Source organism: Roseovarius sp. CH_XMU1461, assembly GCF_037027165.1.
GTDB classification, from domain to species: Bacteria; Pseudomonadota; Alphaproteobacteria; order Rhodobacterales; family Rhodobacteraceae; genus Roseovarius; species Roseovarius nubinhibens.
Window position 1 is genome coordinate 871,287 of the sequence record NZ_JAYMDV010000001.1, and the last position, 26,403, is coordinate 897,689.

At 63.4% G+C, this 26,403-nt stretch carries 23 protein-coding genes; 7 read left to right on the top strand and 16 right to left on the bottom strand.

Features of this window, described 5'->3' with window-relative positions; translation table 11 throughout:
- Positions 1-10: 10 nt before the first annotated feature.
- From phnD to WA237_RS04160, 4 genes are all read right to left on the bottom strand, one after another.
- On the bottom strand, positions 11-913 hold the full coding sequence (gene phnD, locus WA237_RS04145) for a phosphonate ABC transporter substrate-binding protein (RefSeq protein ID WP_336096783.1): 903 nt from the start codon (positions 911-913) through the stop codon (positions 11-13).
- Between the two features lie 57 nt (positions 914-970).
- A complete protein-coding gene (gene phnC / locus WA237_RS04150; protein ID WP_009813282.1) occupies positions 971-1,765 on the bottom strand; it encodes a phosphonate ABC transporter ATP-binding protein in 795 nt (264 codons plus the stop codon).
- A 145-nt stretch (positions 1,766-1,910) separates the two neighbouring features.
- The gene (locus WA237_RS04155; RefSeq protein ID WP_336096784.1) at positions 1,911-5,042 is read right to left on the bottom strand and encodes an efflux RND transporter permease subunit; all 3,132 of its coding nucleotides are present in this window, start codon (positions 5,040-5,042) and stop codon (positions 1,911-1,913) included.
- Between the two features lie 40 nt (positions 5,043-5,082).
- The gene (locus WA237_RS04160; RefSeq protein WP_336096785.1) at positions 5,083-6,291 is read right to left on the bottom strand and encodes an efflux RND transporter periplasmic adaptor subunit; all 1,209 of its coding nucleotides are present in this window, start codon (positions 6,289-6,291) and stop codon (positions 5,083-5,085) included.
- Between the two features lie 314 nt (positions 6,292-6,605).
- Between WA237_RS04160 and nfsB the strand changes: the two genes are divergently transcribed.
- Positions 6,606-7,274, top strand: coding sequence for an oxygen-insensitive NAD(P)H nitroreductase (gene nfsB / locus WA237_RS04165; protein WP_336096786.1), 669 nt, complete (start codon positions 6,606-6,608; stop codon positions 7,272-7,274).
- 70 nt (positions 7,275-7,344) lie between these two features.
- Here nfsB and rpe read toward each other — a convergent pair whose 3' ends face one another.
- Positions 7,345-8,034: a ribulose-phosphate 3-epimerase gene (gene rpe, locus WA237_RS04170; RefSeq protein ID WP_336096787.1), complete on the bottom strand. Its 690-nt coding sequence runs from the start codon at positions 8,032-8,034 to the stop codon at positions 7,345-7,347.
- A gap of 175 nt (positions 8,035-8,209) precedes the next feature.
- Between rpe and WA237_RS04175 the strand changes: the two genes are divergently transcribed.
- Positions 8,210-8,608: a PaaI family thioesterase gene (locus WA237_RS04175; RefSeq protein WP_009813287.1), complete on the top strand. Its 399-nt coding sequence runs from the start codon at positions 8,210-8,212 to the stop codon at positions 8,606-8,608.
- 18 nt (positions 8,609-8,626) lie between these two features.
- On the opposite strand, the gene WA237_RS04180 is transcribed toward WA237_RS04175, so the two are convergent.
- Genes WA237_RS04180 through WA237_RS04195 form a run of 4 tightly spaced genes read right to left on the bottom strand, consistent with a single transcriptional unit; the run spans position 8,627 to position 12,363 of the window.
- Positions 8,627-9,358: an SDR family NAD(P)-dependent oxidoreductase gene (locus tag WA237_RS04180; protein WP_336096788.1), complete on the bottom strand. Its 732-nt coding sequence runs from the start codon at positions 9,356-9,358 to the stop codon at positions 8,627-8,629.
- Complete coding sequence (locus tag WA237_RS04185; RefSeq protein WP_336096789.1) at positions 9,355-10,089, bottom strand: SDR family NAD(P)-dependent oxidoreductase; 735 nt, start codon at positions 10,087-10,089, stop codon at positions 9,355-9,357. The genes WA237_RS04180 and WA237_RS04185 overlap by 4 nt, the downstream gene beginning before the upstream one ends.
- A gap of 2 nt (positions 10,090-10,091) precedes the next feature.
- Entirely contained in the window at positions 10,092-11,642 is a 1,551-nt protein-coding gene (locus tag WA237_RS04190) for a trimethylamine methyltransferase family protein (RefSeq protein ID WP_336096790.1), read from the bottom strand.
- Positions 11,643-11,667: 25 nt separating this feature from the next.
- Positions 11,668-12,363, bottom strand: a complete 696-nt coding sequence (locus WA237_RS04195; protein ID WP_336096791.1) for a GntR family transcriptional regulator — start codon at positions 12,361-12,363, stop codon at positions 11,668-11,670.
- 114 nt (positions 12,364-12,477) lie between these two features.
- Between WA237_RS04195 and WA237_RS04200 the strand changes: the two genes are divergently transcribed.
- On the top strand, positions 12,478-13,926 hold the full coding sequence (locus tag WA237_RS04200) for a TrkH family potassium uptake protein (RefSeq protein WP_336096792.1): 1,449 nt from the start codon (positions 12,478-12,480) through the stop codon (positions 13,924-13,926).
- Positions 13,926-15,518 carry a thiamine pyrophosphate-binding protein gene (locus tag WA237_RS04205; protein ID WP_336096793.1) on the top strand — a complete coding sequence of 531 codons (1,593 nt, stop codon included), beginning with the start codon at positions 13,926-13,928 and terminating at the stop codon, positions 15,516-15,518. Before WA237_RS04200 ends, WA237_RS04205 begins: the two co-directional genes overlap by 1 nt.
- 170 nt (positions 15,519-15,688) lie before the next feature.
- Here WA237_RS04205 and WA237_RS04210 read toward each other — a convergent pair whose 3' ends face one another.
- Positions 15,689-16,582, bottom strand: a complete 894-nt coding sequence (locus WA237_RS04210; RefSeq protein ID WP_336096794.1) for an AraC family transcriptional regulator — start codon at positions 16,580-16,582, stop codon at positions 15,689-15,691.
- A gap of 169 nt (positions 16,583-16,751) precedes the next feature.
- On the opposite strand from WA237_RS04210, the gene WA237_RS04215 reads away from it, so the two are divergent.
- On the top strand, positions 16,752-17,699 hold the full coding sequence (locus WA237_RS04215; RefSeq protein ID WP_336096795.1) for an oxidoreductase: 948 nt from the start codon (positions 16,752-16,754) through the stop codon (positions 17,697-17,699).
- Between the two features lie 25 nt (positions 17,700-17,724).
- Here WA237_RS04215 and aroC read toward each other — a convergent pair whose 3' ends face one another.
- Positions 17,725-18,828 (bottom strand): chorismate synthase, encoded by a 1,104-nt coding sequence (aroC, locus tag WA237_RS04220; protein ID WP_009813296.1) that lies wholly within the window; start codon positions 18,826-18,828, stop codon positions 17,725-17,727.
- 135 nt (positions 18,829-18,963) lie between these two features.
- On the opposite strand from aroC, the gene WA237_RS04225 reads away from it, so the two are divergent.
- Positions 18,964-19,359 (top strand): VOC family protein, encoded by a 396-nt coding sequence (locus WA237_RS04225; RefSeq protein WP_336096796.1) that lies wholly within the window; start codon positions 18,964-18,966, stop codon positions 19,357-19,359.
- Between the two features lie 240 nt (positions 19,360-19,599).
- On the opposite strand, the gene ald is transcribed toward WA237_RS04225, so the two are convergent.
- Positions 19,600-20,718, bottom strand: coding sequence for an alanine dehydrogenase (gene ald / locus WA237_RS04230; RefSeq protein WP_009813298.1), 1,119 nt, complete (start codon positions 20,716-20,718; stop codon positions 19,600-19,602).
- Between the two features lie 136 nt (positions 20,719-20,854).
- Between ald and WA237_RS04235 the strand changes: the two genes are divergently transcribed.
- On the top strand, positions 20,855-21,313 hold the full coding sequence (locus WA237_RS04235; RefSeq protein ID WP_009813299.1) for an Lrp/AsnC family transcriptional regulator: 459 nt from the start codon (positions 20,855-20,857) through the stop codon (positions 21,311-21,313).
- 88 nt (positions 21,314-21,401) lie between these two features.
- Here the strand turns inward: WA237_RS04235 and pnp are convergent, their stop codons facing one another.
- The 4 genes from pnp to WA237_RS04255 form a co-directional block, all read right to left on the bottom strand.
- Positions 21,402-23,543: a polyribonucleotide nucleotidyltransferase gene (gene pnp / locus WA237_RS04240; RefSeq protein ID WP_009813300.1), complete on the bottom strand. Its 2,142-nt coding sequence runs from the start codon at positions 23,541-23,543 to the stop codon at positions 21,402-21,404.
- A gap of 227 nt (positions 23,544-23,770) precedes the next feature.
- Positions 23,771-24,634: a DMT family transporter gene (locus WA237_RS04245; RefSeq protein ID WP_009813301.1), complete on the bottom strand. Its 864-nt coding sequence runs from the start codon at positions 24,632-24,634 to the stop codon at positions 23,771-23,773.
- Positions 24,635-24,762: 128 nt separating this feature from the next.
- Positions 24,763-25,032, bottom strand: coding sequence for a 30S ribosomal protein S15 (gene rpsO / locus WA237_RS04250; RefSeq protein ID WP_009813302.1), 270 nt, complete (start codon positions 25,030-25,032; stop codon positions 24,763-24,765).
- A 203-nt stretch (positions 25,033-25,235) separates the two neighbouring features.
- Positions 25,236-26,309 carry a calcium-binding protein gene (locus WA237_RS04255; RefSeq protein ID WP_336096797.1) on the bottom strand — a complete coding sequence of 358 codons (1,074 nt, stop codon included), beginning with the start codon at positions 26,307-26,309 and terminating at the stop codon, positions 25,236-25,238.
- Between the last annotated feature and the right edge of the window lie 94 nt (positions 26,310-26,403).

A 26,403-nucleotide genomic window follows, 5' to 3' on the forward strand; every position in this document is an offset into this window, starting at 1 on the left:
TGGTCTGAAATCAGTTGGACTTCAGTTTGCGTGCTTCGATGATCGCGTTGTAGGCGTCATGGGTGATCGGCATGAAACCCTTGGCCTCACCCTGCAGCACGCCATAGGCGCAGTCTTCGTCGAGCGATTTGAGCGACGCCATCAGCGCGGTCATCTTGACTTTGACGTCCGACGGCAGCTCGCTGCGCAGAACAACCGGACCCTCGGGGATCGGCTTCGACTTCCAGATTTCCACGAGGTCGTTCATGTCGACGAGACCGGCATCAACCGCCTTGCGCAGCGCGCCCGAGTTATAGCCATCTTCCCATTCGCCCAGACCGTCGGCCCAGGTCACGCCCGCGTCGACATCGCCATTGTTGACTGCAACGATGGTCTGCTCATGGCCGCCGGTGAATTTCACTTCGCCGAAATAATCGCCCGAGGTCATGGTCGACCCGGTCGCCTCAGGGATCTCGATCGACGGGATCAGGAAGCCCGAGGTCGAGTTGGGATCACCGAAGCCGAACACTTTGCCCTTCATGTCGTCGAGCGAGGCAATCCCGGCATCCTTGCGGGCGAAACCCACCGAGTAATAGCCATAGCCACCGTCATTGTTGACCTTGACGAGGATCGGCTCGACCGCTTCGGGATCGCTCAGATAGACCTTGGCATAGGCCGATGCGCCGAGCCACGCCATGTCGATGGTGCCGCCCAGCAGGCCTTGGATCACACCGTTGTAATCGGCCGGGGCAAAGAGCTTGGCTTCGACGCCGAGAAGATCTTGGGTCTTTTCGCGCAGGCATTCATTGCTGTTCATGCGGTCCTGGGCGTTTTCGCCGCCGAGGATGCCGATGCGGAATTCCTTGATCTCTTCCGCCGCAGCAGGGACGACGAGGGCGGTGCTGGCCAGAATGGCGGCAACAAGCGTTTTCATTTGAACTATCTCCGGTTGGTTCGCGCCTCCCGACCCCCGGGAGACGCCAGGTAAGGGTTAGGCAGGAACGGCGATGGGCTGATCGATCGCGGTCGATGTGGCCCCTTCGTTGAAACTCGCATCGGCACCGTAAATGTCGCGCGCGACCCCGGCGGTCAGCTGCTCGGGCGTGCCGTCAAACACGATCCGCCCGGCCCGCATCCCGATGATCCGGTCGCAATAGCGCCGGGCGGTGTCGAGCGTGTGAAGGTTCGCGACGACCATACGCCCGTCCTCTTCGTGAATGCGGCGCAGCGCATCCATCACGACCTGCGCGTTCATCGGGTCGAGGCTGGCAATCGGTTCGTCGGCGAGAATGATCTTCGGATCCTGCATCAACGCCCGCGCGATGGCGACCCGCTGCTGCTGCCCGCCCGACAGCGCCTCGGCGCGTTTGGCGGCGTTCTCGGCAATGCCGAGACGGTCGAGAATATCGATGGCCTTATGCACATCCTCGGTCGGATAGAGGTTGAACATCGTGGCCAGCGTGCTGCGCTTGCTGAGCGTGCCATGCAGAACATTCGACACCACGTCCATCCGCGGCACGAGGTTGAACTGCTGAAAGATCATCGCGCAATCGGACTGCCAGCCGCGCTTCTCGGCGCCGGTCAGGCTCAGCACATCGCGCCCTTCGAACAGGATGCGACCCTCGGTGGTATCGGTCATCCGGTTCATGATCCGCAGCAGCGTGGACTTGCCCGCACCCGACCGTCCGATGATCCCGATCAGCGCCGGTTTCTCGACGGTGAAATTCGCGGCATCCACAGCAGTGCTCTGCCCGAATCTCTTGGTCAGATTTTCAACGATCAGCATAACAGCCCCCAATTGCGTCGAGGGCTTCCTGAGCCTTTTCTGTTACGCCCGCATGTCACTTGGATGATGGTTTTGTAACGGCAAACGCAAACCCCCCGGCCTATCGGACCGGGGGGTTACAGACCTGTTACAGCCGCAATACCGCTTAGCTTTTGACCGTCTCCGCACCAGGCCGCGTCTTGCGCCAACCCTTGGTAAGCCGATGAATGATCACAAAGAACACCGGCACAAAGATCACCCCGAGCATCGTCGACGACAAGGTCCCGCCGAGCACACCGCTCCCAATCGCCGTCCGCCCCCCAGAGCCCGCCCCGCTCGACAGAACAAGCGGCAGCACCCCCAGCGAGAACGCCATCGAGGTCATCAGGATCGGCCGGAACCGCTGTTTCGCGGCCTCCGTCACCCCAGAGTAAAGCGGCGCCCCGGCATCCATGCGCTCTCGGGCAAACTCGACGATGAGAATTGCGTTCTTGCCGGTCAGACCGATCACCGTCAGCAGCGCCACCTGCAGATAGACACCGTTCTCGAAACTCCCGAGCCACGCCGCAATCAGCGCCCCGGTGATCCCGATCGGCATCGCCAGCATCACCGCCACCGGGATCGACCAGCTCTCATAAAGCGCCGCGAGACAGAGGAACACCGCCGCCAGCGACAGCGCATAGAGAAGCCCCGCCTGACTGCCCGACTCGCGCTCTTCGAGCGACAGCCCGGTCCAGGCCACCTCGTAGCCCGGCGGCAATTGCGCCGCCAGCGCCTCGATCTCGGCCATCGCCTCGCCGGTGGTCACCCCCGGCGCCGGGCTGCCCTGCAGCTGCACCGCCGGAATGCCGTTATAGCGATAGAGCCCCTGCGCCCCGTATTCCCAACTGCCTTCGGCAAAGTTGGAAAACGGCACCAGCCCACCGGTGGCATTGCGCACCCGCCAGCGCTCGATATCCTCGGGCACCATGCGATAGGGCGCATCACCCTGCACATAGACCCGCTTGATCCGGCCCCGGTCGAGGAAATCGTTCACATAGCGCCCGGCCCAGGCCACCGACAACAGATTGCCAACCTCGGACGCCGACAGGCCCATCGCCCCCGCCGCCTGCCAATCCACGTCGAGCTTGAACTGCGCCGCATCTTCAAGCCCGTTGGGCCGGACAGAGGCGATCTTGCCGCCCTGCATCGCCATCCCGATGAGCTGATTGCGCGCCTCGATCACCTGCTCATGGCTCTGCCCGTTCCGCGCCTGCAGATAGAAATCGAACCCGCTGACATTGCCGAGCTCGATCACCGCCGGCGGCACGATGGGAAAGACAAACCCTTCCTGGATCTGCGAGAACGCGCCAAAGGCCCGCCCCGCCAGCGCCCCGACGCTCTGTTGCGGCTCGGTCCGCTCGTCCCAATCCTTGAGGCTGACAAAGGCGATGCCCATGTTCTGCCCCTGCCCGGCAAAGCTGAACCCGTTCACGGTGAACACCGAATTGACCAGCTCGCCCTCCTGCTCGAGGTAATAATTGCGCACCTTGCTGAGCACCTCTTCGGTCTGCTCCGCCGAGGATCCGGTCGGCCCCTGCACGATGGTAAAGAGAATGCCCTGATCCTCTTCGGGCAGGAACCCGGTCGGCGTGCGCACAAAGAGAAACGCCATCAGCCCGCCGATCATCAGATAGAGGATTCCGACCCGCAGCGGCCGCTTGATCACATAGCCGACCGTACCCGCATAGCCATTGGTAAGCTTGTCAAACCCGCGGTTGAACAGGCCAAAGATGCCGCGCTCTTTCGCGCCATGCTCGGGCTTGCGCAGCATCGTCGCACAGAGCGCCGGGGTCAGCGTCACCGCCACCAGCACCGAGAGCATCATCGCCGACACCACGGTGATCGCGAACTGCTGATAGATCACCCCGGTCGAGCCGCCGAAAAAGGCCATCGGAATGAACACCGCCGACAGGACGAGGGCGATCCCCACCAGCGCGCCGGTGATCTGATCCATCGACTTCTTGGTCGCCTCATAGGGGCCGAGCCCCTCTTCCTCCATGATCCTCTCGACGTTCTCGACCACCACAATGGCGTCATCAACCAACAGACCAATGGCCAGAACCATCGCCAGCATGGTCAGCGTGTTGATGGTGAACCCAAAGAGCGCCATGATCCCGAACGTCCCCAACAGAACCACCGGCACCGCCAGCGTCGGGATGAGCGTCGCCCGCAGGTTCTGCAGGAACAGAAGCATCACCAGGAACACGAGACCGATCGCCTCAAACAGCGTGTGCACCACCGATTCAATCGAGATTTCGACAAAGGGCGTGGTGTCATAGGGAATGCGGTATTCGACCCCATCGGGGAAGAAGGCCGACACATCCTCGAGCTTTTCCTTGACCCGCTCCGACGTGTCGAGAGCATTGGCCCCGGTGGCGAGCTGAATCGCCATACCCGCCGTCGGCGCGCCATTGTAATGCGCCGAGGTGGCATAGCTTTCCGCGCCGATCTCGACCCGCGCCACATCGCGGACGAGCACCAGACCGCCATCGGTCTCGGCCCGGATCACGATCTGTTCGAAATCCTCCGGCGTGCTGAGCAGCGATTGCGCGGTGATCGTCGCGTTGAGCATCTGCCCATCCACCGCCGGCAGCGACCCGAACGAGCCCGCCGACACCTGCGCGTTCTCTTCCGAGACCGCCTGCACCACATCCGCCGGGGTCAGCTCGAACGCGTTGAGCTTTTCCGGGTCGAGCCAGATCCGCATCGCATATTGCGCGCCGAACACCTGCACATTGCCGACCCCTTCGAGACGGCTGAACTCATCGACCATGCTCGCCACGAGGTAATCCGACAGGTCGAGCGCCTCGAGACGGCCATCGGTCGACACCAGCGCAATCACCATCAGGAACCCGCCCGAGGATTTCTCCACCGACACGCCCTGACGCTGCACCTGCTCGGGCAACAGCGTCGAGGCCTGGCTCAGCTTGTTTTGCACCTGCACCTGCGCGATATCGGCATCGGTGCCGGTCTCAAAGGTGAGCGTGACATTCGCGGCCCCGGTCGAGGTCGAGGACGAGCTGATATAGCGCAGCCCATCCAGCCCGGTCATCTGCTCTTCGATCACCTGCGTGACCGTGTTGTTGACCGTCTCTGCCGAGGCCCCGGGATAGACTGCGTTGACCTGCACCGTGGGCGGCGCGATCTCTGGATATTGGGCCACCGGCAGGATCAGGATCGACAAGACCCCGACCCCCATCAGCAGGATCGAAATGACCCAGGCGAAAATCGGTCGGTCGATGAAAAAGCGTGCCATATACTCATGCAATCCTTTTTGGCGCCCGCAGGCGCGCTAATCACTCTGCGGCGGGGGCGGCCCCGTCGGTGCCCTCGGCGGTGCCTTCTGTCGCACCCTCGGCGCTTGCGGCCTCGGGTTTGGCGCGCTCTTGAGGGGCCACCGGGCTGCCTTCTGCGATCTTCTGCAGCCCACCCACGATGACCTTGTCGCCCGGCGCAAGACCGTCATTGACGATCCATGTGTTGCCCTGCGTCCCAAGCGTCGTCAGCACCCGCGCTTCGACGACATTCTCCGCATTGGCGACAAGCGCCGTCGGCTGTCCCCGGCGGTCGCGCGACACGCCCTCTTGCGGCACCAGAACCACACCCATCGCCTTATCCACCGGCATATGCGCCTTCACATACATCCCCGGCAGCAAGAGCTGATCGGGATTGGGAAACTCGAGCCGCAGCACCGACACGCCGGTCTGCGCATCGACATGCGCCTCGGCGGCCAGCAAGGTACCGGTATGCTCATAGGTCGACCCATCGGCCAGCGTCAGCGTCACGGTCGGGTCGATGTCGGCCAGGTCACGGCCCTCTTTCATCGCGTCACGACGGCGGCGCACCACCTCGGCCGCCGAGGCGGTCACATCGACATAGACCCGGTCGATCTGCCGGATCACCGCCAGCGGATCGGCCTGCTGCGCCGTGACCAGCGCCCCTTGCGTGGTCAACGCCCGGCCCACCTGCCCCGACAGAGGCGCGGTGATCGTGGTATGTTCGAGGTTGATCTCATCTGCCCGAAGCTGCGCCTCCGCCACCAGCAAAGCCGCCTGCGCCGCATCCCGCGCCGCCACCGCATCATCCAGCGCCTGCTCCGAGGCCACATTGCGCCGCACCAGCTCGGTCATCCGCGCCGCTTCCTTATCCGTCGCCGTCACCGCCGCCTTGGCCTGGGCCACGCTGGCCTCGGCCCGCTGCACCTGCGCCGCGTAGATCGCCGGATCGATCCGATACATCGGATCGCCCTCCTTGACCTCCGCGCCCTCCTGGAACAACCGCTCGACAAGGATCCCCGACACCTGCGGCCGCACCTCTGCCACCCCCAGCGCCACGACCCGCCCGGGCAATTCCGAGGTCAGCGTCACGTCCTTGGCCTCAAGCGTCACAACCGTCACCGGGGTCGGTGGCGGCGCATCCTGCGCAGCCGCATCCGCCGGAGGAAACACCAGCCGGATCGCCAGCAACGAGGCCAGAGCCACAATCTTGAATTTCGAAGTTAACATGCGCGTCTCCTGCACTCGCGGACGGTCGAACGAATTATGTTACGTCAATTAACACTTTGGCGCCTGCTACCACCAACCCGTTGTGTTTAACAGAGAAGTCACGCCACAGGGTATTGCGCTTTTTTGCACATAAAATGACAGACCTGCCGCTTCCCTGTTCTGCCGCCGTTTCACGCCCTCTCACGGGCATTCTCTTCGCTATCTATAAAATCTATTCCGGTTTCGCCCGTTTATTCGCATTCCCTCCTGTCTTACCTCGTCAGCAGCCAATCACGCGGGGCGCCTCCGCCCCGTCCGACCCGAGGACATAAGACATGACATCGACCATCACCGACTACAGCCGCGCCCGTTACACGGTCAAAGCCTTCAACCCCGACCGCCGGATCAGCGACGCCGACATGGCCAAGGTCCGCGACCTCCTCCGCCTCAGCCCGTCGAGCACGAACCTCCAGCCGTGGTATTTCGTCATCGCCAGCACCGAAGAGGGCAAGGCCCGCGTCGCCAAATCGGCCGAGACCAAATTCCCCTTCAACGCGCCCTCGATCAAGAAGGCGAGCCATGTCATCGTCTTCGCCAGCCGTCTCGAGCTGACCGAAGACTACCTGCAAAAGGTTCTCGCCCAAGAAGAGGCCGACGGTCGCTTCGCCGCCAACCCCGAAGAGTTCAAGGCCCAGATGCACGGCGGCCGCTCGCTCTTCTCGAACATCCACAAACACGACATGAAGGACGCCCAGCATTGGATGGACAAGCAGGTCTATCTCAACCTTGGCAATTTCCTTCTCGGCGTCGCCGCGCTCGGCATTGACGCGACCCCGATGGAAGGCGTCGACACCCAGGCGCTCGATGCGGAATTCGGCCTGCGTGACAAAGGCTATGGCAGCCTCTTCGTCGTGCCCATCGGCTATGCCGACACCGAAGCCGACTACAACCGCGCCTTGCCCAAATCGCGCCTGCGCGAAGAGGACATCATGCTCGAAGTCTGAGGCCATTGCGACCCGATGCGCCGCCCCTCCCCAACCCGGGTCGGGCGGCCCTCACGGGTCTGGCGCGGGCCTAGCCCTGCGCCGCTTCTGCCGCCGACCGAATGGCGCGGATGTTCTCGCCATAGACCTCGGGCTTGGCGACGCTGCCGCCCTTGAACACGCCCGACCCGGCCACGAGAACATCAGCCCCCGCCGCCACGACAAGCGGCGCGGTCTCGGGCGTGACACCGCCATCGATCTCGATATGCACGGGCCGGTCACCGATCATCGCGCGCAGCTCGGCAATCTTGACGGTCATGTCGATGAACTTCTGCCCGCCAAAGCCGGGGTTCACGGTCATCACACAGATCACATCGGTCAGGTCCAGAAGATGCGCCACCGCATCCGCCGAGGTCCCGGGGTTGAGCGCCACGCCCGCCTTCATCCCGGCACCGCGAATGGCCTGCAGGGTGCGGTGAATATGCGGCCCCGCCTCGACATGCGCGGTCAGCACATCGGCCCCCGCATCGGCATAGGCGTCAATATAGGGATCGACCGGCGCAATCATCAGATGCACATCCATCACCGTTTTCACATGCGGGCGGAACGCCTTGACCGCCTGCGGACCAAAGGTGAGGTTCGGCACGAAATGCCCGTCCATCACATCGACATGCACCCAATCGGCGCCCTGCGCTTCGATGGCCTGAATCTCCTGTCCGAAATTGGCGAAATCGGCGGAAAGAATGGACGGGGCGATCTTGATGGCACGGTCAAAGCTCATGGCATTCCTCTTGGGCTGCATAGGGTCTGCTATATAGGGTCTGCGATGCCACGCGCTATGGGCCGCCTGACGCGCTAGGTCAAGGGCCGGGCACCACCGGCAATTGCACCGCCCCCCGCTTTGTGCCACCCATGGCCCAATCCGCACGCCCACCCGCACGCCCAAGGGACACGTCATGAGCCAGTCACCAGATCTCGAAAAACGCTCTGCCTTTCAAACCCATATCGGGTTCGAAGTCACCGGCTGGGAGGTCGATGTCGCGCGGGTCGAGGCCCCCATCGCCCCCTTCATGAGCAATCGGCAGGGCATCCCTCATGGCGGCGTGCACGCCACCCTGCTCGACAGCGCCATGGGCTTTGCCGGCTGCTACACCGGCGATCCCGACCGCCAGCAAAACGCGCTCACCCTGTCGCTCACCGTGAATTACGTGGGTCAGGCACAGGGCAGCCGCCTCATCGCCGAAGGTCGCCGCATCGGGGGCGGCCGAAAGACCTATTTCGCCGAAGGCCGGCTTACCGACGATCTCGGCAATCTTGTCGCCACCGCCAGCGGCACCTTCCGCTACCGCTCCTGAGGCCTCGGGTCGCGCCGCTCAGGGCAGGCTGAGCTGCGCGGTCCGCCCGCCATCAATCGTATAGATCTGCCCGGTCACGAAACTCGCCTCCTCACTGGCGAGCCAGCAGACGAGCTGCGCCACCTCATCAGGCCGCCCCGTGCGCCGGACCGGATGAATCGACCCTATTTGCGCGCGAAACGCCTTTGGGTCGGGCATCGAGTCGATGAAATCCTCGTTCAGGGGCGTGTCGATCCAGCCCGGCGCCACCGCGTTACAGCGCACCCCCTCCGGCCCATGATCCACCGCCACCGCGCGGGTGAGCCCATGCAGCCCCGCCTTGGAGGCGCAATAGGCCGGATGGCGCGGGTTGGACCCGAGCCCCTCGATCGAGCCCACATTCACAATCGCACCGCCACCGTCGCGCAGCATCGGCAGCGCCGCCCGGATGAGCTCAAACGGCGCGGTCAGGTTGACCTGAAGATGCGCCGCCCAATCCGCATCGCTCGTCTCTTCCACCGTGCCTTCGCGCATCAGCCCGGCATTGTTGATCAGGATATCGAGCCGCCCAACCCGCTCGGCGACGGTCGCAATCACCCGATCGGCTGCGCCGGGATCAGCGAAATCCGCCTTGATAGGGTCGAAATCGGCCGAACCCCGCTGCGCCGTGAGCACCTGCGCCCCGCCCTCGGCCAGACGCCGCGCGATGGCGGCCCCCATGCCGCTCGACGCGCCGGTGACCAGCGCCACCTTGCCCGCGAACCGGCTCATCCGACCGGCTTCGCGCCATTGACCTCGACCAGCGCACCGCAAACATAGCGCGCCGCGTCCGAGGCGAGAAAGGCGATCACATCGGCGATCTCTTCCGGCTCCGCGATATGGCCGATGGGCACCGACCGGTTGAGCTCTTCGATGCCCTTGTCCGGGTCGAGCCCGCGAATGGCAAACCCGGTGCGCAACATCGACGTGTTGACCTCATTGGGACAGACCGCATTGACCCGGATGCCCTGGCCCGCGTGATCGCGGCCCAGACATTGGGTCAGCGAAGCGAGCGCCGCTTTCGACATGATGTAGAGCGGATGGTTCGGCCCCGGATGCACCCCCCAGCAGGAGGCGGTGTTGACGATGGCCCCGCCGCCCGCCTCGGCCATGAGCGGGATCGCCGCCCGGCACAGGCGAAACGGCGCTTCGACATTGACCGCCATGGTCAGCGCGTAATCCTCGTCGCTGGTCTGGGTGATGTCGCCACGGGTGATCACCCCGGCGTTGTTGATGAGGATATCGAGCCCGCCCAGCGCCTCCTGCACCTGCCCCGGCAGCCCGTCGCAATAGGCCGCATCGCGCAGATCGCCCTCCAAAATCAGGTCCGACGCAATACCGTCGCAATACCGATCAGATACCGCAACCCGCGCTCCCTCGGATTTGAGCAGGCTGACAACCGCCTTGCCAATGCCCCCCGCAGCCCCCGTGACCAGTGCCACCTTGCCCTCGAACCGCCCCATGTTCAGTACTCCTGATTGAGCGCATCGGCCGCCGGGATCTCCCGCTCGCGCCGCGCGATATAGTCCCGCAGGGCCTCGTCCACACCCGCATCGAGCTTGGGTTCGACATAGTCGGCCAAGAGCGATTTCACATGGGCCAGCGCCCGCTCATTCGTCTCTATTCCGCCCTCAGCCTGCCATTGCTCGATCGAGTTGTTGTCAAAGAGACCCGGCATGAAAAACGCCCGCTGGAAGTTCTCCAACGTATGCGCATGACCCAGGTAATGCCCGCCGGGCCCGACATCCGACACCGCCGCCACGGCCTCGTCAAAATCGTCCCAGCGGATGCCTTCGGCCATCCGGTAGGCCATCGCACATTGCTCGGCATCGACCACGAATTTCGCCATCGAGCAATGCATCCCCGCCTCGTTCCACCCCGCCGCGTGCCACATGTAATTCGTGCCCGCCATCTGCAGTGCCATCAACGTGGTCGCACTCTCGTAACCCGCTTGGGAATCAAAGGTTTTTGACCCACCCAGCGCCGTCGACGACCGCCACGGCACGCCATAGAACCGGGCCATCTGACCGATCATCAGGTTCATCAGGCTGATCTCCGGCGTCCCCGCCATCGGCGCCCCCGACTTCATGCTGACCGTGCTCAGATAATGGCCATAGATCGCCGGGCAGCCCTTGCGCACCACCTGCGTATAGGCCAGCGCCGACAGCGCCTCGGCGTTGAGCTGCGCCACCGTCGGCGCGACGCTCGCAGGCGTGTTCGCCCCGCCGAGAACGAAGGGCGAGCAGAGCACCGGCTGATTGCGCCGGTTGAACGCCCGCATCGCACCGAGCATGGTTTCGTCCCAAACCAGCGGGCTGTTGCCGTTGCAATTCCCGGTCACCACCGGATGCGTCTCGAGAAACTCTTCGCCAAAGAGGATCGCACACATATCGAGCACATCCTCGGCGTTCTTGGGGCTGGTCGTCATCCCCATGAACATCTTGTCGGAGTGTTTCATCGAACTGTAGGTGATCCGCAGATGCCGCTGGCTGATCGGATGATCATAGGGCTCGACGATATGATGCGCCGAGCTGTGCATCGCCGGCAGCATATGGCTAAGCTTGTGGAAATTCGCGAGATCGTCGAGCGTCGGATTGCGCCGCACATCGTCGAGATCGCGCAGAAACGGTGCGCCGGTCATCGGCACGAACACCGCATGATCGCGCCCGAACGGCAGGTTATTGGCCGGGTTGCGCGCGTGATAGGTAAATGTCTCGGGGATCGTCTTGATCAGCTCGCGCACCAGCGCCCGGTCGAGATACACGGTCTCGCCGACCACCTTGGCCCCCGCCTTGCGCCAATCCTCAAGCGCGATATCGTCGCGAAAAACCACGCCAACGGTTTCGAGAATGTCCATCGAGGCCGCGTCGATCCGCTCGATCTGCTCCTGATCCATCGGCTCGGTGAGGGGCAGGCCCCGCTTCAACGCCGGAAGCATCGCAAAATCCCGTGTCTGCCTGATAGCCTTGCGCGCGCCACGGCCCCGACGGGCTGGTTTTTCGGCCACTACACTCATCTCTGGTCTCTCCTTAGGGGGCGGCTCAGGCGCCCATCTCGACAAGTTCCGACCCCAAAGGCAGCGGGTCGGGCATCACATAGCGTTCAAGCTGATCGCGGGTCAGGTTCCAGTGATCCATGGTCAGGGTGACCATGCTGTCGCCATCGCGTCGCGCCATCGCCTCGAGCATCGCATCATGCTGCGCGACAGAGCTTTCGACCCGCCGCGTCCCGTCCTCGGAGGAGGGGCGATAGAAGGTCTGGCTCAGCCGCGTGTGATCAATCAGCATCCGGTTGAGCGCGACGAGCAGATAGGGATTGCGCGCCATGAGACCCATCTGCTGATGAAACCCATGGTTGAGGAAAGACGCGGCCTCTGCATCGCCCTCGGCATGGGCCGCGCGAAATTCTTCCTGAATCTTATGCAACTGATCGAGCTGCGCCGGGAGGTGATTTTCCGCCGCCTGACGCGCCACATTGCAATAGATGAGCGGCGCCGTCTGAAAGAAAACGCGCATCGTCGCCAGATCCATCGACGACACTTTGGCCCCGCGGTTCTGTTCGATCCGCGCATAGCCCTCGCCCGCGAGCCGTTGAAAAATCTCGCGCAACGGCGTCCGTGACAGCCCGTATTCCTCGCAGAGCGTCGCCTCGTCGAGATCGCTGCCCGGGGCAATCCTCTGGGTGAGGATACGGCGGCGCAAATCTTCCAGACAGGCGGTTTTCTTATCTCGACTCATGGGCCCTCTCAATCTGGATACGATTCGTATACATTTTGTATTCACCTGTCCAGATTTTCTCGCGCAGCCCGCGCATCGCTTGACACTCTGGCACCCACAGGCCAACGCTTCGCCATGCACGACCTGCGCCCTATTGGATACGTGATCGGCCTCACCGTTCTGGCCCTTGGATTGACGATGCTGCTGCCCATGCTGGTGGACATCGCCGATGGCCGAGGCCATTGGCCTGTGTTCGCGGAAAGCGCGCTGTTTACCATCCTGATCGGAAGCCTGGTGGCGATCAGCTGCCGCAATGGCGTGCGCGAGGGGCTGACGGTGCAGCAGACCTTTCTTCTCGCCACCGGCGTCTGGGTGGCGCTGCCGGCCTTTGGTGCGCTTCCCTTCATGCTTGGCGCAACCGAGTTTGGGATCACCAACGCCATCTTCGAGGCCATGTCGGGCCTCACCACCACCGGCTCCACCGTCATCGTCGGGCTCGACACGCTGCCCAAGGGGCTGCTTCTTTGGCGCGGCATTCTGCAATGGCTCGGCGGGGTCGGGATCATCGTCTTTGCCATGGTGTTCCTGCCGGTGCTGCGCATCGGGGGGATGCAGATCTTCCGCTCCGAAGCCTTCGACACGATGGGCAAGATCCTCCCCAAGGCGAGCGCCATCGCCTCACAGATCTCGGTGATCTATCTTGCGCTGACGCTGGCCTGCACCATGAGCTATCTGCTGGTGGGGATGAACGCCTTTGACGCCACGGTCCATGCGCTGACGACGATCTCGACCGGCGGGTTTTCCAATTACGATGCCTCTTTCGGCACGTTCTCTGGCCCGGCGGAATATATCGCCAGCCTCTTCATGATCCTCGCCGCCCTGCCCTTTGTCCGCTACGTGCAGCTCATCAATGGCCGCACCCTGCCGCTGTTTCGCGACCCGCAAATCCAGGCCTTTCTCTTGGTGGTTTTCGGCACTGCGGCGGTGATGGCGATGTTTCTGGTCAACATCTTCCCGACCCACCCGGAACAGGCCTTTCGCGAGGCGCTCTTTAACATCACCTCGATCATCTCGGGCACCGGCTATGCCAGTGTCGACTATATGCAATGGGGTCCGTTTCCGATTTCGATCTTCTTCTTTATCGGACTGGTGGGCGGCTGCGCGGGATCAACCGCCTGTTCGGCCAAGATTTTCCGCTATCAGATCCTCTTCGCCTCGATCCGCACCCAGCTTCAGCGCATCCGCTCGCCGCATGGCATCTTTGTGCCGCGCTATGACGGCCGCCCCATCGAGGACGATGTGCTGAGCTCGGTCATGTCGTTCTTCATGTTCTTCATCCTGACCCTGGGCGTGCTCGCCGTGCTGCTGAGCATGACCGGCCTCGATTTCCTGACCTCGATTTCCGGCGCGGCGACGGCGATTGCCAATATCGGTCCGGGCCTCGGTGACATCATCGGCCCGGCCGGGAATTTCGCCACGTTGAACACCACGGCCAAGTGGCTTTTGACGCTGGCCATGCTGATCGGACGGCTCGAGCTTCTCGTCGTCTACGCATTATTCACCGTCAGTTTTTGGAGGGCCTGATGACCGCTGATAAGAACCACACCCGTCCCTTGGGTGCACAGATCTCGCATATGCTCAAATCGCGTGGGGTAGACACGATTTTCGGCATTCCGGGCGTGCATAACCAAGAGATGTATCGCGGCATCGAAGAGGCCGGCATCACCCATGTTCTGGCCCGTCACGAACAGGGCGCGGGCTTTATGGCCGATGGCTATGCCCGTGCGTCGGGGCGGCCGGGGGTGGCCTATGTCATCACCGGGCCGGGCCTGTGCAATATCATGACGCCAATGGGCCAGGCCTATTCCGACAGCGTGTCGGTTTTGGTCCTGTCGTCCTGTCTGGATGAGACCGCCGCCTATCGCGGACAGCTGCACCAGATGCTCGATCAGCGGGCGGCGGGGGATACGGTCTGCGACTGGTCCTATGAGGCGCGGGATGCGCAGGCGGCCTATGGGCTGATCGACCGGGCGATGGCGGAATTTGCCACGCAGCGGCCGCGCAGCAAGCATATTCAGGTGCCGATCGCCGCGCTCGAGGCCGAGGCACCTGCAGCGCCCGAAGTGCCGACGCCGCCGGCGCGGAGCCATGGCGATCTACCGGGCGGTTTGGCACAGCGCATCATGGGCGCGAAAAAGCCGATGTTCGTGCTCGGTGGTGGCGCGCGTGGGGATGTGGAGGCCCTGCGCAACGCCTTGAAAACATTGGGCGCTGCGAGCTTTGTCACCACGGCGGGCAAGGGCATTGTGGGGTCGGACGATCCGCTCCATTTCGGCGCCTACCTGCCGCGGCCGGATAGCGCGGCTGTCATCAAGGGGGCGGACCTTGTGGTGGCGGTCGGGACCGAGCTGGCGGAGGTCGATCTGTGGCGGCGCGAGCTGGGCAATTCGGGGCCGCTGATCCGGGTGGATATCTGCCCCGAAGTGCTGTCGCAGCCGATCAACAGCGAAGCGGTGATGATGGAGAGCGGGGCGTTTTTCCGCGCGCTAAATCAATCACTTGAGGGGCATCAGGCCAAGACGGGCTGGACCGCGCAGGAGGTCAAGGCGACGCGGGCGCGGTTCCGGGCGGAAGTGGATGCCGAACGGCCGGGGATCGCGAGGGTGGCGGATGCGCTGCGCGAGGTGATGCCGGAGGACGCGATGATCTATACGGATATGACGCAATTTGCCTATGTTTCCGTGGAGTTATGGGACATCGAACAGCCCGGCCATTGGCACCATCCGGCAGGCTTCGGGACGCTGGGCTATGCCATGCCGGCGGCGATTGGCGGGGCCATGGCGCGGCCGGGGAAACCGACGGTGGCGATCGCCGGGGATTACGGATTTCAGTATACAGTTCAAGAGCTTGGCGCGGCGGTGGAGATGAAATTGCCGCTGCCGATCCTGCTCTGGGACAACCAGAAGCTCAAAGAGATCGAGGACAGCATGGTCGGGGCGCAGATCGCGCCCAACTCGGTCATCGCTCATAACCCGGATTTCGTAGCTCTGGCAAAGGCTTATGGCGCGCGCGCCGAGGCTCCGAAGACGCTGGGGGAGCTGCAGAGCGCGCTCACGGCGGCCTTTGAGGCGGACGGGCCGACGGTGATTTACATGACCGGTGACATGGCGGATTGAGCCCCGTTAACCCGTTAAAACCGCCGAAAAACGCCATGTCGGTATCACGTCGGTAAAACGACAGTAGTGCGACTGTGGTCCCTTTGGCGGTTTCGGCCAGAACAGGCCGGGCCTTAACCTTTTGCGGATCAAGGCCCGGTCCACACGCCCCACCAAGCGGCAAGACATGATCAGAGCGCGCCGAGCGCGAGCTGCTGTGCCTCGGCCCATTGCCGGGGGGATTGGCCGTAATGGCGTTTGAACTCGCGGCTGAACTGCGAGGGGCTGACATAGCCCACCTCCTGCGCCGCCGCGTTGACCGTCGCGCCGCTGGCGATCTTCATCGCCGCCTTGTTGAGCCGCATCGATTTGACGAATTGCACCGGGGCCATCCGCGTCGCCTGTTTGAAGCGGCGATGGAAGGCGGCGCGGCTCATCCCTGCGCGCGCCGCGAGATCGTCGATGGAGACGGGCGCGTCGAGATGATCCGAGAGATGGGCGATGACCCGCGCCATGGCGTTGCCGGCGCTGAAGGCGCGCCGGGCGAAGGCCCCGGCCTCGCCCTTGAGAAGGGCATAATAGAGTTCGCGCAGCCGCGCCTGACCCAAGATTGCCGTGTCGGTCGGGCTATTGCCGAGCTCTAGCAGGCGCAGCAGCGCGTCGGTGAAATCGGGCTCCCACTGGGCCAGTTGGATGCCCGGGCTGCGACCGCCGCTCTCTGCCGCTGGCAGGGCGTGACCGGCGCGGTCCAACTCGAGCCCGAGCTCGCTCATCAGCCGCGCGTTCAGCGACAGGAACACCCCATAGAGCGGGGCCTCGGGCGAGGCGGCGGGCGTGCCCGCCTTGACCGGCATCGACATCGGGCAGCAGAGGTAGCGCGCGCTGTCATAGACAAAGCGTTCGCCATCGAGAATGGCCTCTTTGGCGCCGCTGACGATGGCCACGACGCAGGGGTCATAGACCGCCGGGACGCAGGGAATCGATTGGGTGGCCCGGAACAGACGCAGCCCCTCGATGCCGGTCTCGGTCAGACCGTCCCGGTCGGTGCGGCGGGCGATGATATTGAGAATCTGATCTTTGCTCATGATCCCAAAGTAGGGGTCAAACAGAGGCGCTTACAACCGAGTTGAGACAATCAGGCAAGTAATCGGGACGATTGTGCCTATGTGCGTCGCGCTGTGAGACCTATTTGCAGATGAGACAGCGAAACATCAATCGGCGACGGGATGCAAGAGGCCCGCAGGAGATAGGACAATGGCAGATACGCAATTTGGCCCCCATGGCTGGACACCCGAGCGGCTCGGCTCTCTCGTGGGGCGGTGCTATGTCATCACCGGGGCCAATGCCGGCACCGGCTATGAGGCGGCGCGGCTCTTTTTGTCGAAAGGGGCGTCGGTGGTGATGCTCAACCGCAGCGCCGAGAAATCCGCCGCCGCCATCGCGACGCTCAAGGCGGAACATGGCGCAGCGGCCGATGTGCGCTTCATTGAGATGGACCTTGCCGATCTGGCCAGTGTGCGGCGGGCGGCAGAGGAGATCCGTGAAACCGTGCCGCGCATCGACGCGCTCATCTGTAATGCGGCCATCGCGCAGGTGCCCAAGCAACGGCTGACGGTGGATGGGTTCGAAAGCCAGCTCGGCACCAACCATTATGGGCATTTCGCGCTTTGCGGTCTCTTGTTCGAGCGGATCGAAGAGAGCGAGGGCCGCATCGTCGTGGTGGCGAGCCTCGGCTATAATATGGGGATCAAGACGATCCAGTTCGACGATCTGAACTGGGACAACAACTTCAGCGCCAATGCGGTCTATAGCCAATCCAAGCTGGCGCAGATGATGTTTGCCTATGAATTGCAGGATCGGATCCGTGCGGCGGGCAAGAGCGTCGAGGTTCTTGTATGTCACCCCGGATCGTCCAAGACCTCGCTCATCAAGACCAGCGGCAGCCCGGTGATGCGGGCGATCTGGTGGCTCATGACCAAGTCGCCGATGGTGCAGACGGCGCAGCAGGGGGCCTATCCCGAGGTGATGTGCGCCACCGAGGAGGGGCTGGAAGAGCGGGCGCTCTATGGTCCGACGGGGCGGATGGAATTTGTCGGCCCGGTGGGCCGGGGCACATTGCACCCGCATGCCTATGACAAGCCGGTGATGACCCGGCTCTGGGAGGTGTCGGAGGCGGCGACCGGGGTGGTCTGGCCGCTCTGATCAGGGGCGGGGGTGGCGCGGGGGATCAGCCGATCTTGCCGCGCGGGCCGTCGCCCACCTGACCGCGATGCAGCATCAGGTGATCGAGGATCACGCAGGCCATCATCGCCTCGCCCACCGGCACCGCGCGGATGCCGACGCAAGGATCGTGGCGGCCCTTGGTCACCACTTCGATCGGGGTGCCGTCGCGGCGGATCGAGCGGCGGGGGGTGAGGATCGACGAGGTCGGTTTGACCGCGAAACGCACGACGAGATCCTGACCCGTGGAGATGCCGCCGAGGATGCCACCGGCGTGGTTCGAGCTATATTCCGGGCCGTTCTCGCCCATGAAAATCTCGTCCGCATTGTCGGTGCCCATAAGTTCGGCCGCGGCCATGCCTTCGCCGATCTCGACACCTTTGACGGCGTTGATCGACATCATCGCGGCGGCAAGATCGGTGTCGAGCTTGCCATAGATCGGGGCGCCGAGCCCGGCAGGCACGCCGCGCGCCACCACTTCGACCACCGCGCCGACAGAGTTCTGCGCCTTGCGGATCTTTTGCAGATAGGTCTCCCACGCGGGGGCGGCGCTGGCATCGGGCAGCCAGAAGTCGTTCTGGTCGATGGCATCCCAGTCAAACCGCGTGCGGTCGAGGGTCATCTCGCCCATGCGGGTCATATAGCCCTTGATCTCGATCCCCGGCACCAGCGCGTCGAGCGCGGCGCGGGCGATGCCGCCCGCCGCGACGCGGGCCGCCGTTTCGCGGGCCGAGCTGCGACCGCCGCCGCGATAGTCGCGAAGCCCGTATTTCTGGTGATAGGTGATGTCGGCATGGCCGGGGCGGAAGGTCTCGGCGATGTCGCCATAATCGCGCGACCGCTGATCGGTGTTTTCGATCATCAGCTGGATCGAGGTGCCAGTGGTTTCGCCTTCGAACACGCCCGACAGGATGCGCACCGCGTCGGGCTCGTTGCGCTGGGTGGTGTTCTTGTTCTGGCCGGGGCGGCGTTTGTCGAGCCAGTGCTGCAGCATGGCCTCGTCCACCTTGATGCCCGGCGGGCAGCCATCCACCGTCGCGCCGAGCGCGGGCCCGTGGCTCTCGCCCCAGGTGGTGAAGCGGAAGAGATGTCCGAATGTGTTGAGGCTCATGTCGCGGGCTCCTTTGGAAATTGGGTCTAATGGCCGGGTTGCCGCGCCTCAAGCCCTTTTGATGGCTGGCGGGGTTTGCGGGGGTGGGCAGAGCGGCTATGACCGGGGTCAGGCAAAGAGATGCAGGAGCATGAGATGGCAAAACTGATCCACGGGATGATCCGGGTTCTCGACGAGGAACGGTCGGTGAATTTCTATCGCGAGGCCTTTGGGCTTCGGGTGGAAAAGCGGCTCGATTTCACCTCATTCACGCTTGTTTACCTGCGCAATGAGGAAGCGGATTTCGAGATTGAGCTGACCATCAACAAGGATCGCGAGGCGGCCTATGACCTTGGCGATGGCTATGGGCATATGGCGGTTGTGGTGGAGGATCTCGAGGCCGAGCACGCGCGGTTTGTCGAGGCCGGGCTCAACCCGCGCAAGCTTGTCGAGTTTGCGCCGGATGGCGAGCTGATCGCCAAGTTCTTTTTCGTGGCCGACCCGGATGGCTATGAGATCGAAGTGCTGCAGCGCCATGGGCGGTATCGGTAAGAGGCCGAGGGGGACGCGCCCGCCCGGATAAAATCCGGGCATCGCCCGACCTCCCCCAGGAGGGCGATTTTGAGGTGGTGGCAGTTTCACGGTGGTCGCTGTTTGGAGAACGGTCGTGTCATGTCGCCGGAGTGAACGCCCTCCAGGTCGGGCGAGGCCCTTGCGTTATTCTGACACGAGAAAGGCGGACCTTTGGGCCCGCCTTTTTATCGTTTTAGCCTGTGTTAGGCTCTGTTTTGATCAGGCTTTGACCAGCATCTGCGGCGAGATCACGTCGATGCCGAGCGCCTTGCCCACGGCGTAGTAGGTGAGTTGACCGGCGTGGACGTTGAGCCCTTCGAGCAGGTGCGGATCGTCGGCGCAGGCCTTTTTCCAGCCCTTGTTGGCGAGGGCCAGCATGAAGGGCATGGTGGCGTTGCCAAGGGCGATGGTCGAGGTCCGGGCCACGGCGCCGGGCATGTTGGCCACGCAGTAATGCATGATCCCGTCCACCTCGTAGATCGGATCGGCATGGGTGGTGGCGCGCGAGGTTTCGAAACAGCCGCCCTGGTCGATGGCGACGTCGACGAGCACCGCGCCGGGTTTCATCGTGGCGAATTGCTCGCGGCGCACCAGCTTGGGCGCTTCGGCACCGGGGATGAGCACCGCGCCGATGACCATATCGGCCTCGGTCAGATGTTCGGCCAAGAGACCGGCGGAGGAATAGCCGGTGTTGAACGTGCCGCCGAACACATCGTCGAGATAGCGCAGACGCGGCAGCGAGCGGTCGAGCACGGTCACATCCGCGCCCATGCCCGCGGCGATGCGGGCGGCATGGGTGCCGACGACACCGCCGCCGATGACCACAACCTTGGCCGGCCCGACGCCGGGCACGCCACCCATCAGCACGCCACGGCCGCCATTGGCCTTTTGCAGCGTATAGGCACCGACCTGCGGCGCGAGACGGCCGGCGACCTCGGACATCGGCGCGAGCAGCGGCAGCCCGCCGTTGCGGTCGGTCACTGTCTCATAGGCGATGGCGGTACAGCCGGAGGCCAGCAGATCCTTGGTCTGTTCGGGATCGGGGGCGAGGTGCAGATAGGTAAAGAGCAGCTGGCCTTCGCGCAGCATCTTGCGCTCGACCGCCTGCGGTTCCTTGACCTTTACGATCATGTCGGCGCTGGCAAAGATTTCCTCGGCCGTGTCGATGATCGCGGCCCCGGCAGCGATATAGTCGTCATCAGAAAAGCCGGCACCGATGCCAGCACCGGCCTGAACGATCACCTCATGTCCGTTCTCAACGGCCTCACGCGCGGCATTGGGCGTGAGGCCAACACGGAATTCTTGGGGTTTGATTTCCGTTGGGCATCCGATTTTCATGGTCTCTCCTCCTTGGACTGTCGGTCAGGATAGGGGAGAATCGGCGCAAAAGGATGCGAAATACCTCTCGCCATTCGGGCATGTTTTCGAATATTCTGCGATGGTACCCGCGTAGCCACAGGAGTTTCTTGCGCATATGTCACTCGACACAACCGATCGTCGCATTCTTGCCGTACTTCAGCGACAGGGGCGGATCTCGAATGCCGACCTGGCGGAGAAGGTCAATCTCTCGGCCAGCGCCTGCCACCGGCGGGTGCAGCGCCTCGAGACCGAGGGCTATATCGCGGGCTATGTCGCGTTGCTGGATGCGCGCAAGATGGGGGTGCCGTCAACCGTTTTCGTCGAGATCACCCTGTCGACGCAGGCCGATGAGGTGCTCGAGGCCTTTGAGAAGGCGGTGGCGCGAATCCCCGATGTTCTCGAATGTCATCTGACGGCGGGGGCGGCGGATTACATCCTCAAGGTGGTGGCCGAGGATACCGAGGATTTCGCCCGCATTCACCGCCGGTCGCTGGCGCGGCTGCCGGGGGTGGCGAAGATGCAGTCGAGCTTTGCCCTGCGCACGGTGAGCAAGACCACGGCGCTGCCGGTTTAGAGCTGCACGCGTAAAGCTGCCGGTTTAGAGACGAAAAAGCCCCGGCATCGCTGCCGGGGCTTTCCTGACTTAGCCGCCCGAAATCGGATCAGGCGTCGTCTTTTTCTTTCTTCTCCGGCGCGATTTCTTCGCCGGTTTCCTGATCGACGACTTTCATCGACAGGCGGACCTTACCGCGATCGTCAAAGCCGAGCAGCTTGACCTTCACGTCCTGACCTTCTTTGAGAACGTCGGACGGGTGGTTCAGGCGGCGGTTTTCGATCTGGCTCACGTGGACGAGACCGTCACGCTTGCCAAAGAAGTTCACGAAGGCGCCGAAATCGACGATCTTCACGACCTTGCCATCATAGACCTGACCTTCTTCGGGCTCTGCCACGATCGAGTGGATCATGTCATAGGCCTTCTGGATGGCTTCGCCATTGGGCGAGGCGATCTTGATCACGCCGTCATCGTTGATGTCGACCTTGGCACCCGAGGTTTCCACGATCTCGCGGATGACCTTGCCGCCCGAGCCGATCACTTCACGGATCTTGTCGGTGGGAATGTTCATGGTCTCGATGCGGGGAGCGTGAACGGAGAATTCGCTCGCCTCGGTGAGGGCCTTGGACATTTCGCCGAGGATGTGAAGACGACCGTCTTTGGCCTGCGCCAGAGCCTGTTTCATGATCTCGGGCGTGATGCCTGCGACCTTGATGTCCATCTGCAGCGAGGTGATGCCTTTTTCGGTCCCGGCCACTTTGAAATCCATGTCGCCGAGGTGATCCTCGTCGCCAAGAATATCGGTCAGGATGGCGAAATCGCCGTCATCTTCGAGGATCAGGCCCATGGCCACACCGGCAACCGGCGCCTTAAGCGGAACACCTGCGTCCATCATCGACAGCGAGCCGCCACAGACAGAAGCCATCGAGGACGAGCCGTTCGATTCGGTGATCTCGGACACGACGCGGATCGTGTAGGGGAAATCGGTCGGGGCGGGCAGCACGGCCTGAAGCGCGCGCCATGCCAGTTTGCCATGGCCGATTTCACGACGGCCCGGAGGGCCCACGCGGCCAGCTTCGCCCACCGAATAGGGGGGGAAGTTGTAATGCAGCAGGAAGTTCGATTTGAACGTACCATGCAGCGCGTCGATGAATTGCTCATCGTCGCCGGTGCCGAGCGTCGTCACCACGAGACCCTGGGTCTCGCCACGGGTGAAGAGGGCCGAACCATGGGTCCGCGGCAGCAGGCCGGTTTCCGAAACGATCGGGCGCACGGTGGTCGTGTCACGACCGTCGATCCGCTTGCCACCCTTGACCACGTCGCCGCGCAGAATGCTGGCTTCGAGTTTCTTGAGGGCCGACCCGAGGTTCGCATCTTCGAGCTGCTCTTCGGTCAGAGCGGCCTTGATCGCGGTCCGAGCGGCGGCAACAGCGGCGGTGCGCTCTTGCTTGTCGGTGATCGCGAAAGCGGCGCGCATCTCTTTTTCACCGGCGGCTTTGACCGCGGCATAGAGATCCGAGTAATCCGGCGCCTGGAAGTCGAAGGGCTCTTTGGCGGCGACTTCGGCCAGGTCGATGATCAGATCGACGACCGGCTTGAGCTGCTCATGGGCGAAGGTCACGGCGCCGAGCATTTCCTCTTCGGTCAGCTCATAGGCCTCGGATTCGACCATCATCACCGCGTCACGGGTGCCCGCGACAACCAGATCAAGACGCTGATCGGGGTTGCTGCGCAGCTCGTGCATGTCGTCCACGGTCGGGTTCAGGATGTATTCGCCATCCTCGTAACCGACGCGGCACCCGGCGATCGGGCCCATGAAGGGCGCGCCCGAGATGGTCAGCGCGGCAGAGGCGGCGATCATCGCAACGATGTCGGGATCGTTGACGAGATCGTGGCTCAGCACGGTGCACATCACCAGAACTTCGTTTTTGAACCCATCCACAAAGAGCGGACGAATCGGGCGGTCGATCAGACGCGCGGTCAGCGTTTCCTTTTCGGTGGGACGCGCTTCGCGTTTGAAGAAGCCACCGGGCACCTTGCCCGCGGCATAGTATTTCTCTTGGTAGTGAACCGTCAGCGGGAAGAAGTCCTGACCCGGCTTCGGCTCTTTGGCGAAGGTCACGTTTGCCATGACGCTGGTTTCGCCCAGCGTGGCAATGACCGAACCGTCAGCCTGACGGGCAACCTTGCCCGTTTCCAGTGTCAGCGTTTCTTCGCCCCACTGGATGGATTTTTTCACTTCGTTGAACATCTATCGTATCCTGTCTGGAGGCGCTCCGGGCCCCTGCCCGGTCCTCCGTTTCAATGGCGGCCCCATTGCCGCCGACCTCAATCATTCCCATGCGCCCGAGGTCAGAGGCGTCACGTCTCAGATGGCCGTGGCCTTACAGGAAATTTGCCCTGTTGGAAAGCAATGATGTGGATAAGCCCAATCTGCGCGGCGCTTGGCGCATTCGGGCGATTGGGGGGCGTGGGCGGTCAGGCGGTGGCGCGCAGCCGCACCGCGAAGAGCGAGCCCAGCCCCGAGGCGAGGATGATCGCGAGCCCGGTGAAGGAGAGCGTATCGGGCCAATCGCCAAAGACCAGCACGCCGAGGGCGGTGGCGGTGATGAGCTGTGAGTAGATCAGCGGCGCGACGATGGTGGCGCTCACCTTGCGGCTCACCAGAACGAGGATGTAATTGCCGAGCGCCGAGCCGACCGCGCTCATCAGGATGAGGCCCGAGAGCGCCGGGGTGAAGCTGGGCCATGGCACGGTGGCCACCACGGGCGAGAGCAGAAGCGCGCCGAGCACCAGCTGCGAGAGCAGCAGAAAGCGCGGCCGGTAGTCGCCCGCGATGGCGCGGGTCATCGTCAGGTAGGAGCCGTAGCAACAGCCCGCCAGCAGCGCAAAGCCGAGACCCGGCGTCGCGCCAAAGCCCGGCTTGACCACCAGCATCACGCCAAAAAAGCCGAAGAAGAGCAGGATCGTGCGCATCCGCGAGATGGTTTCGCCCAGAAACAGCACCGCCAGCCCGTAGGAAATGATCGGCCCGATAAAGAAGGCGCCAAAGACATTGGCGATGGGTTCGGTCCGCAGCGCCGTCAGGATCGAACAGATGCCGCCGACGATGAAGATCGACCGCAAGACGACGCGCCAGTGGAGGAGAAACCGCAGCTCATGCCGTTGCAGCCCACTGAACGGCAGGATCAGCGCCGCCCCCAGCGCAAAGCGCGACCAGGCGACAAAGAACGGGTTTTCACCGCCCTGGGTCAGCAATTTGCCCGCCGTGTCCCCGGTGACGACAAAGCTCGTGGCGACAAAGACGAGGGCAGCGACCGAGAAAAGCGCGGCGAGGGGCATGGCAATGGTCCGTAAATACTATGGCCCGGGCTTAGACCCTGCCCCGGGGCTTGGCAATGCGGATCGCCGAAATGCAAAACGCCCGCTGCAAGAGCGGGCGTTTCTCAGGTCCGGTGGGACCGAAATTCTTAGCGGCGGATGCCGAGGCGTTGGATCAGGTCGCGGTAGCGGCCTTCGTCCTTGCCCTTGAGATAGTCCAGCAGCTTACGACGTTGGGCGACCATTTTCAGAAGACCGCGACGACCGTGGTTGTCTTTTTTGTGGGTCTTGAAATGCTCGGTCAGGGTGGTGATCCGCGAGGTCAGGATGGCAACCTGGACTTCGGGCGAACCGGTGTCGCCGTCCTTGGTTGCGAATTCTTTCATCACGCGGGCTTTTTCTTCAACAGTGATCGACATCGGGGTCTCCTTTCAGAGTTGGATGTGAAGGGCACAAGCCGGGATGTCGTCCAGCAGGGTCCTATGGGAGACTCACCGGCGGACCGGAGAGATGGGCGCGTATAGGCCGATTGGCGTAGAAAGAAAAGGGATTTCTTCGGGCCGCCGCGCCGGTTGCGCCCCCCCTGTCGCGCCGCCGCCCTGCCCCCGCCCTGCTCGCCCGGTCAGGCGGCGGGCGGCGTCATCAGCGCGGTGAGCGTGCTCTGCCCGACGAGGCGCAGATGCGACGGGTCGAGCAGCGGCGCGTTATGGACGAGGGCGATCCGTTCGCCATTGAGGGTGATATGCTGGGCGGAGGCGTCTTTTTCGTCCGGCTCGATGGTCAGATCAGGCTCTGTTCCGGCCTGATCGTCGTAAACCACCATGAGCGTGTCCTCGTCTGCGGAGAAGTCGAGGATCTCGGCCTGATGCGCGGCGCTGAGCCAGTCGCCGAGCACGATCCGGTCGGCCCCGGTGCCGGCAGTGACGGTATCGCCCTGCCCGGTCAGGATGAGATCATCGCCGCCGCCGCCATTGAGATAGTCGCCATCGGGGGTCTGGCCCTCTTCGGGCTCCAGCCCGGAAATCGTGTCATTGCCCCAACCGCCAAACAGGCTGTCCTGCCCGGCACCGCCCGACAAGATGTCATCGCCCAACCCGCCGGAGAGCGCATCATCGCCCGTCCCGCCCGAGAGCGTATCACCGCCCGCGCCGCCATGGAGGCTGTCATCGCCTTCGCCACCGTCGAGATGATCGTCATCACCATGGCCCATAAGCAAATCATGGCCCGCCCCGCCCGCGAGGCTGTCAGCCCCGCGCCCGCCGTCGAGCCGATCGTCCCCGTCGTCGCCGGCGAGCGTGTCCGCGCCATTGGCGCCGATGAGCGTGTCGGCCTCTGCCGCGCCGGTGAGATGGTCATTGCCGTCGCCACCATGGCTCGCGTCGCGCAGATCGCTGCCGGGCAGGCTATCATCGCCCGCGCCGCCCGCCGTGATGCGTTCGCCGGGGGGCGGGGCGTCGGTGATGTCCGAAACAGTCTCTAATTCAGGGGCATTCGCATTTATTTCCTGGGGCGCGGTCGCGCTTTCATTGGTACGATCGGCCTCATCCTCGGCGGCATTCGCGGCCTCTTCGCTATCGAGATCCTCGTCGGGTCTCTCCTCCTCATAGACGAGATCCTCGTCCTCTTGTTCGGTGATGGTCAAAACGGCGGTGGCCCCAATGGCCATCGCGCCCAGCAAACCCGCCAACATCAACATTGCGCACTATCCCCAAAAACCCACTGGCCCAAAGAGCCATTACCCCGTGGGGATTGGGCCACACTGCGCGCTGTCGCACAATTGCCGAGTGAAC

Excerpts from the sequence above, each read along its gene's own strand:
- nfsB (WP_336096786.1), top strand. The coding sequence starts at position 6,606 with ATGACATCGACCATCACCGACTACAGCCGCGCCCGTTACACGGTCAAA.
- WA237_RS04160 (WP_336096785.1), bottom strand. The coding sequence starts at position 6,291 with ATGTTAACTTCGAAATTCAAGATTGTGGCTCTGGCCTCGTTGCTGGCG.
- WA237_RS04200 (WP_336096792.1), top strand. The coding sequence starts at position 12,478 with ATGCACGACCTGCGCCCTATTGGATACGTGATCGGCCTCACCGTTCTG.
- phnD (WP_336096783.1), bottom strand. The coding sequence starts at position 913 with ATGAAAACGCTTGTTGCCGCCATTCTGGCCAGCACCGCCCTCGTCGTC.
- phnC (WP_009813282.1), bottom strand. The coding sequence starts at position 1,765 with ATGCTGATCGTTGAAAATCTGACCAAGAGATTCGGGCAGAGCACTGCT.
- WA237_RS04185 (WP_336096789.1), bottom strand. The coding sequence starts at position 10,089 with ATGGGGCGGTTCGAGGGCAAGGTGGCACTGGTCACGGGGGCTGCGGGG.
- WA237_RS04245 (WP_009813301.1), bottom strand. The coding sequence starts at position 24,634 with ATGCCCCTCGCCGCGCTTTTCTCGGTCGCTGCCCTCGTCTTTGTCGCC.
- WA237_RS04215 (WP_336096795.1), top strand. The coding sequence starts at position 16,752 with ATGGCAGATACGCAATTTGGCCCCCATGGCTGGACACCCGAGCGGCTC.
- rpe (WP_336096787.1), bottom strand. The coding sequence starts at position 8,034 with ATGAGCTTTGACCGTGCCATCAAGATCGCCCCGTCCATTCTTTCCGCC.
- WA237_RS04190 (WP_336096790.1), bottom strand. The coding sequence starts at position 11,642 with ATGAGTGTAGTGGCCGAAAAACCAGCCCGTCGGGGCCGTGGCGCGCGC.
- WA237_RS04225 (WP_336096796.1), top strand. The coding sequence starts at position 18,964 with ATGGCAAAACTGATCCACGGGATGATCCGGGTTCTCGACGAGGAACGG.
- WA237_RS04195 (WP_336096791.1), bottom strand. The coding sequence starts at position 12,363 with ATGAGTCGAGATAAGAAAACCGCCTGTCTGGAAGATTTGCGCCGCCGT.
- WA237_RS04255 (WP_336096797.1), bottom strand. The coding sequence starts at position 26,309 with ATGTTGATGTTGGCGGGTTTGCTGGGCGCGATGGCCATTGGGGCCACC.
- pnp (WP_009813300.1), bottom strand. The coding sequence starts at position 23,543 with ATGTTCAACGAAGTGAAAAAATCCATCCAGTGGGGCGAAGAAACGCTG.
- aroC (WP_009813296.1), bottom strand. The coding sequence starts at position 18,828 with ATGAGCCTCAACACATTCGGACATCTCTTCCGCTTCACCACCTGGGGC.
- WA237_RS04210 (WP_336096794.1), bottom strand. The coding sequence starts at position 16,582 with ATGAGCAAAGATCAGATTCTCAATATCATCGCCCGCCGCACCGACCGG.
- rpsO (WP_009813302.1), bottom strand. The coding sequence starts at position 25,032 with ATGTCGATCACTGTTGAAGAAAAAGCCCGCGTGATGAAAGAATTCGCA.
- WA237_RS04175 (WP_009813287.1), top strand. The coding sequence starts at position 8,210 with ATGAGCCAGTCACCAGATCTCGAAAAACGCTCTGCCTTTCAAACCCAT.
- WA237_RS04205 (WP_336096793.1), top strand. The coding sequence starts at position 13,926 with ATGACCGCTGATAAGAACCACACCCGTCCCTTGGGTGCACAGATCTCG.
- WA237_RS04235 (WP_009813299.1), top strand. The coding sequence starts at position 20,855 with ATGTCACTCGACACAACCGATCGTCGCATTCTTGCCGTACTTCAGCGA.
- WA237_RS04180 (WP_336096788.1), bottom strand. The coding sequence starts at position 9,358 with ATGAGCCGGTTCGCGGGCAAGGTGGCGCTGGTCACCGGCGCGTCGAGC.
- ald (WP_009813298.1), bottom strand. The coding sequence starts at position 20,718 with ATGAAAATCGGATGCCCAACGGAAATCAAACCCCAAGAATTCCGTGTT.
- WA237_RS04155 (WP_336096784.1), bottom strand. The coding sequence starts at position 5,042 with ATGGCACGCTTTTTCATCGACCGACCGATTTTCGCCTGGGTCATTTCG.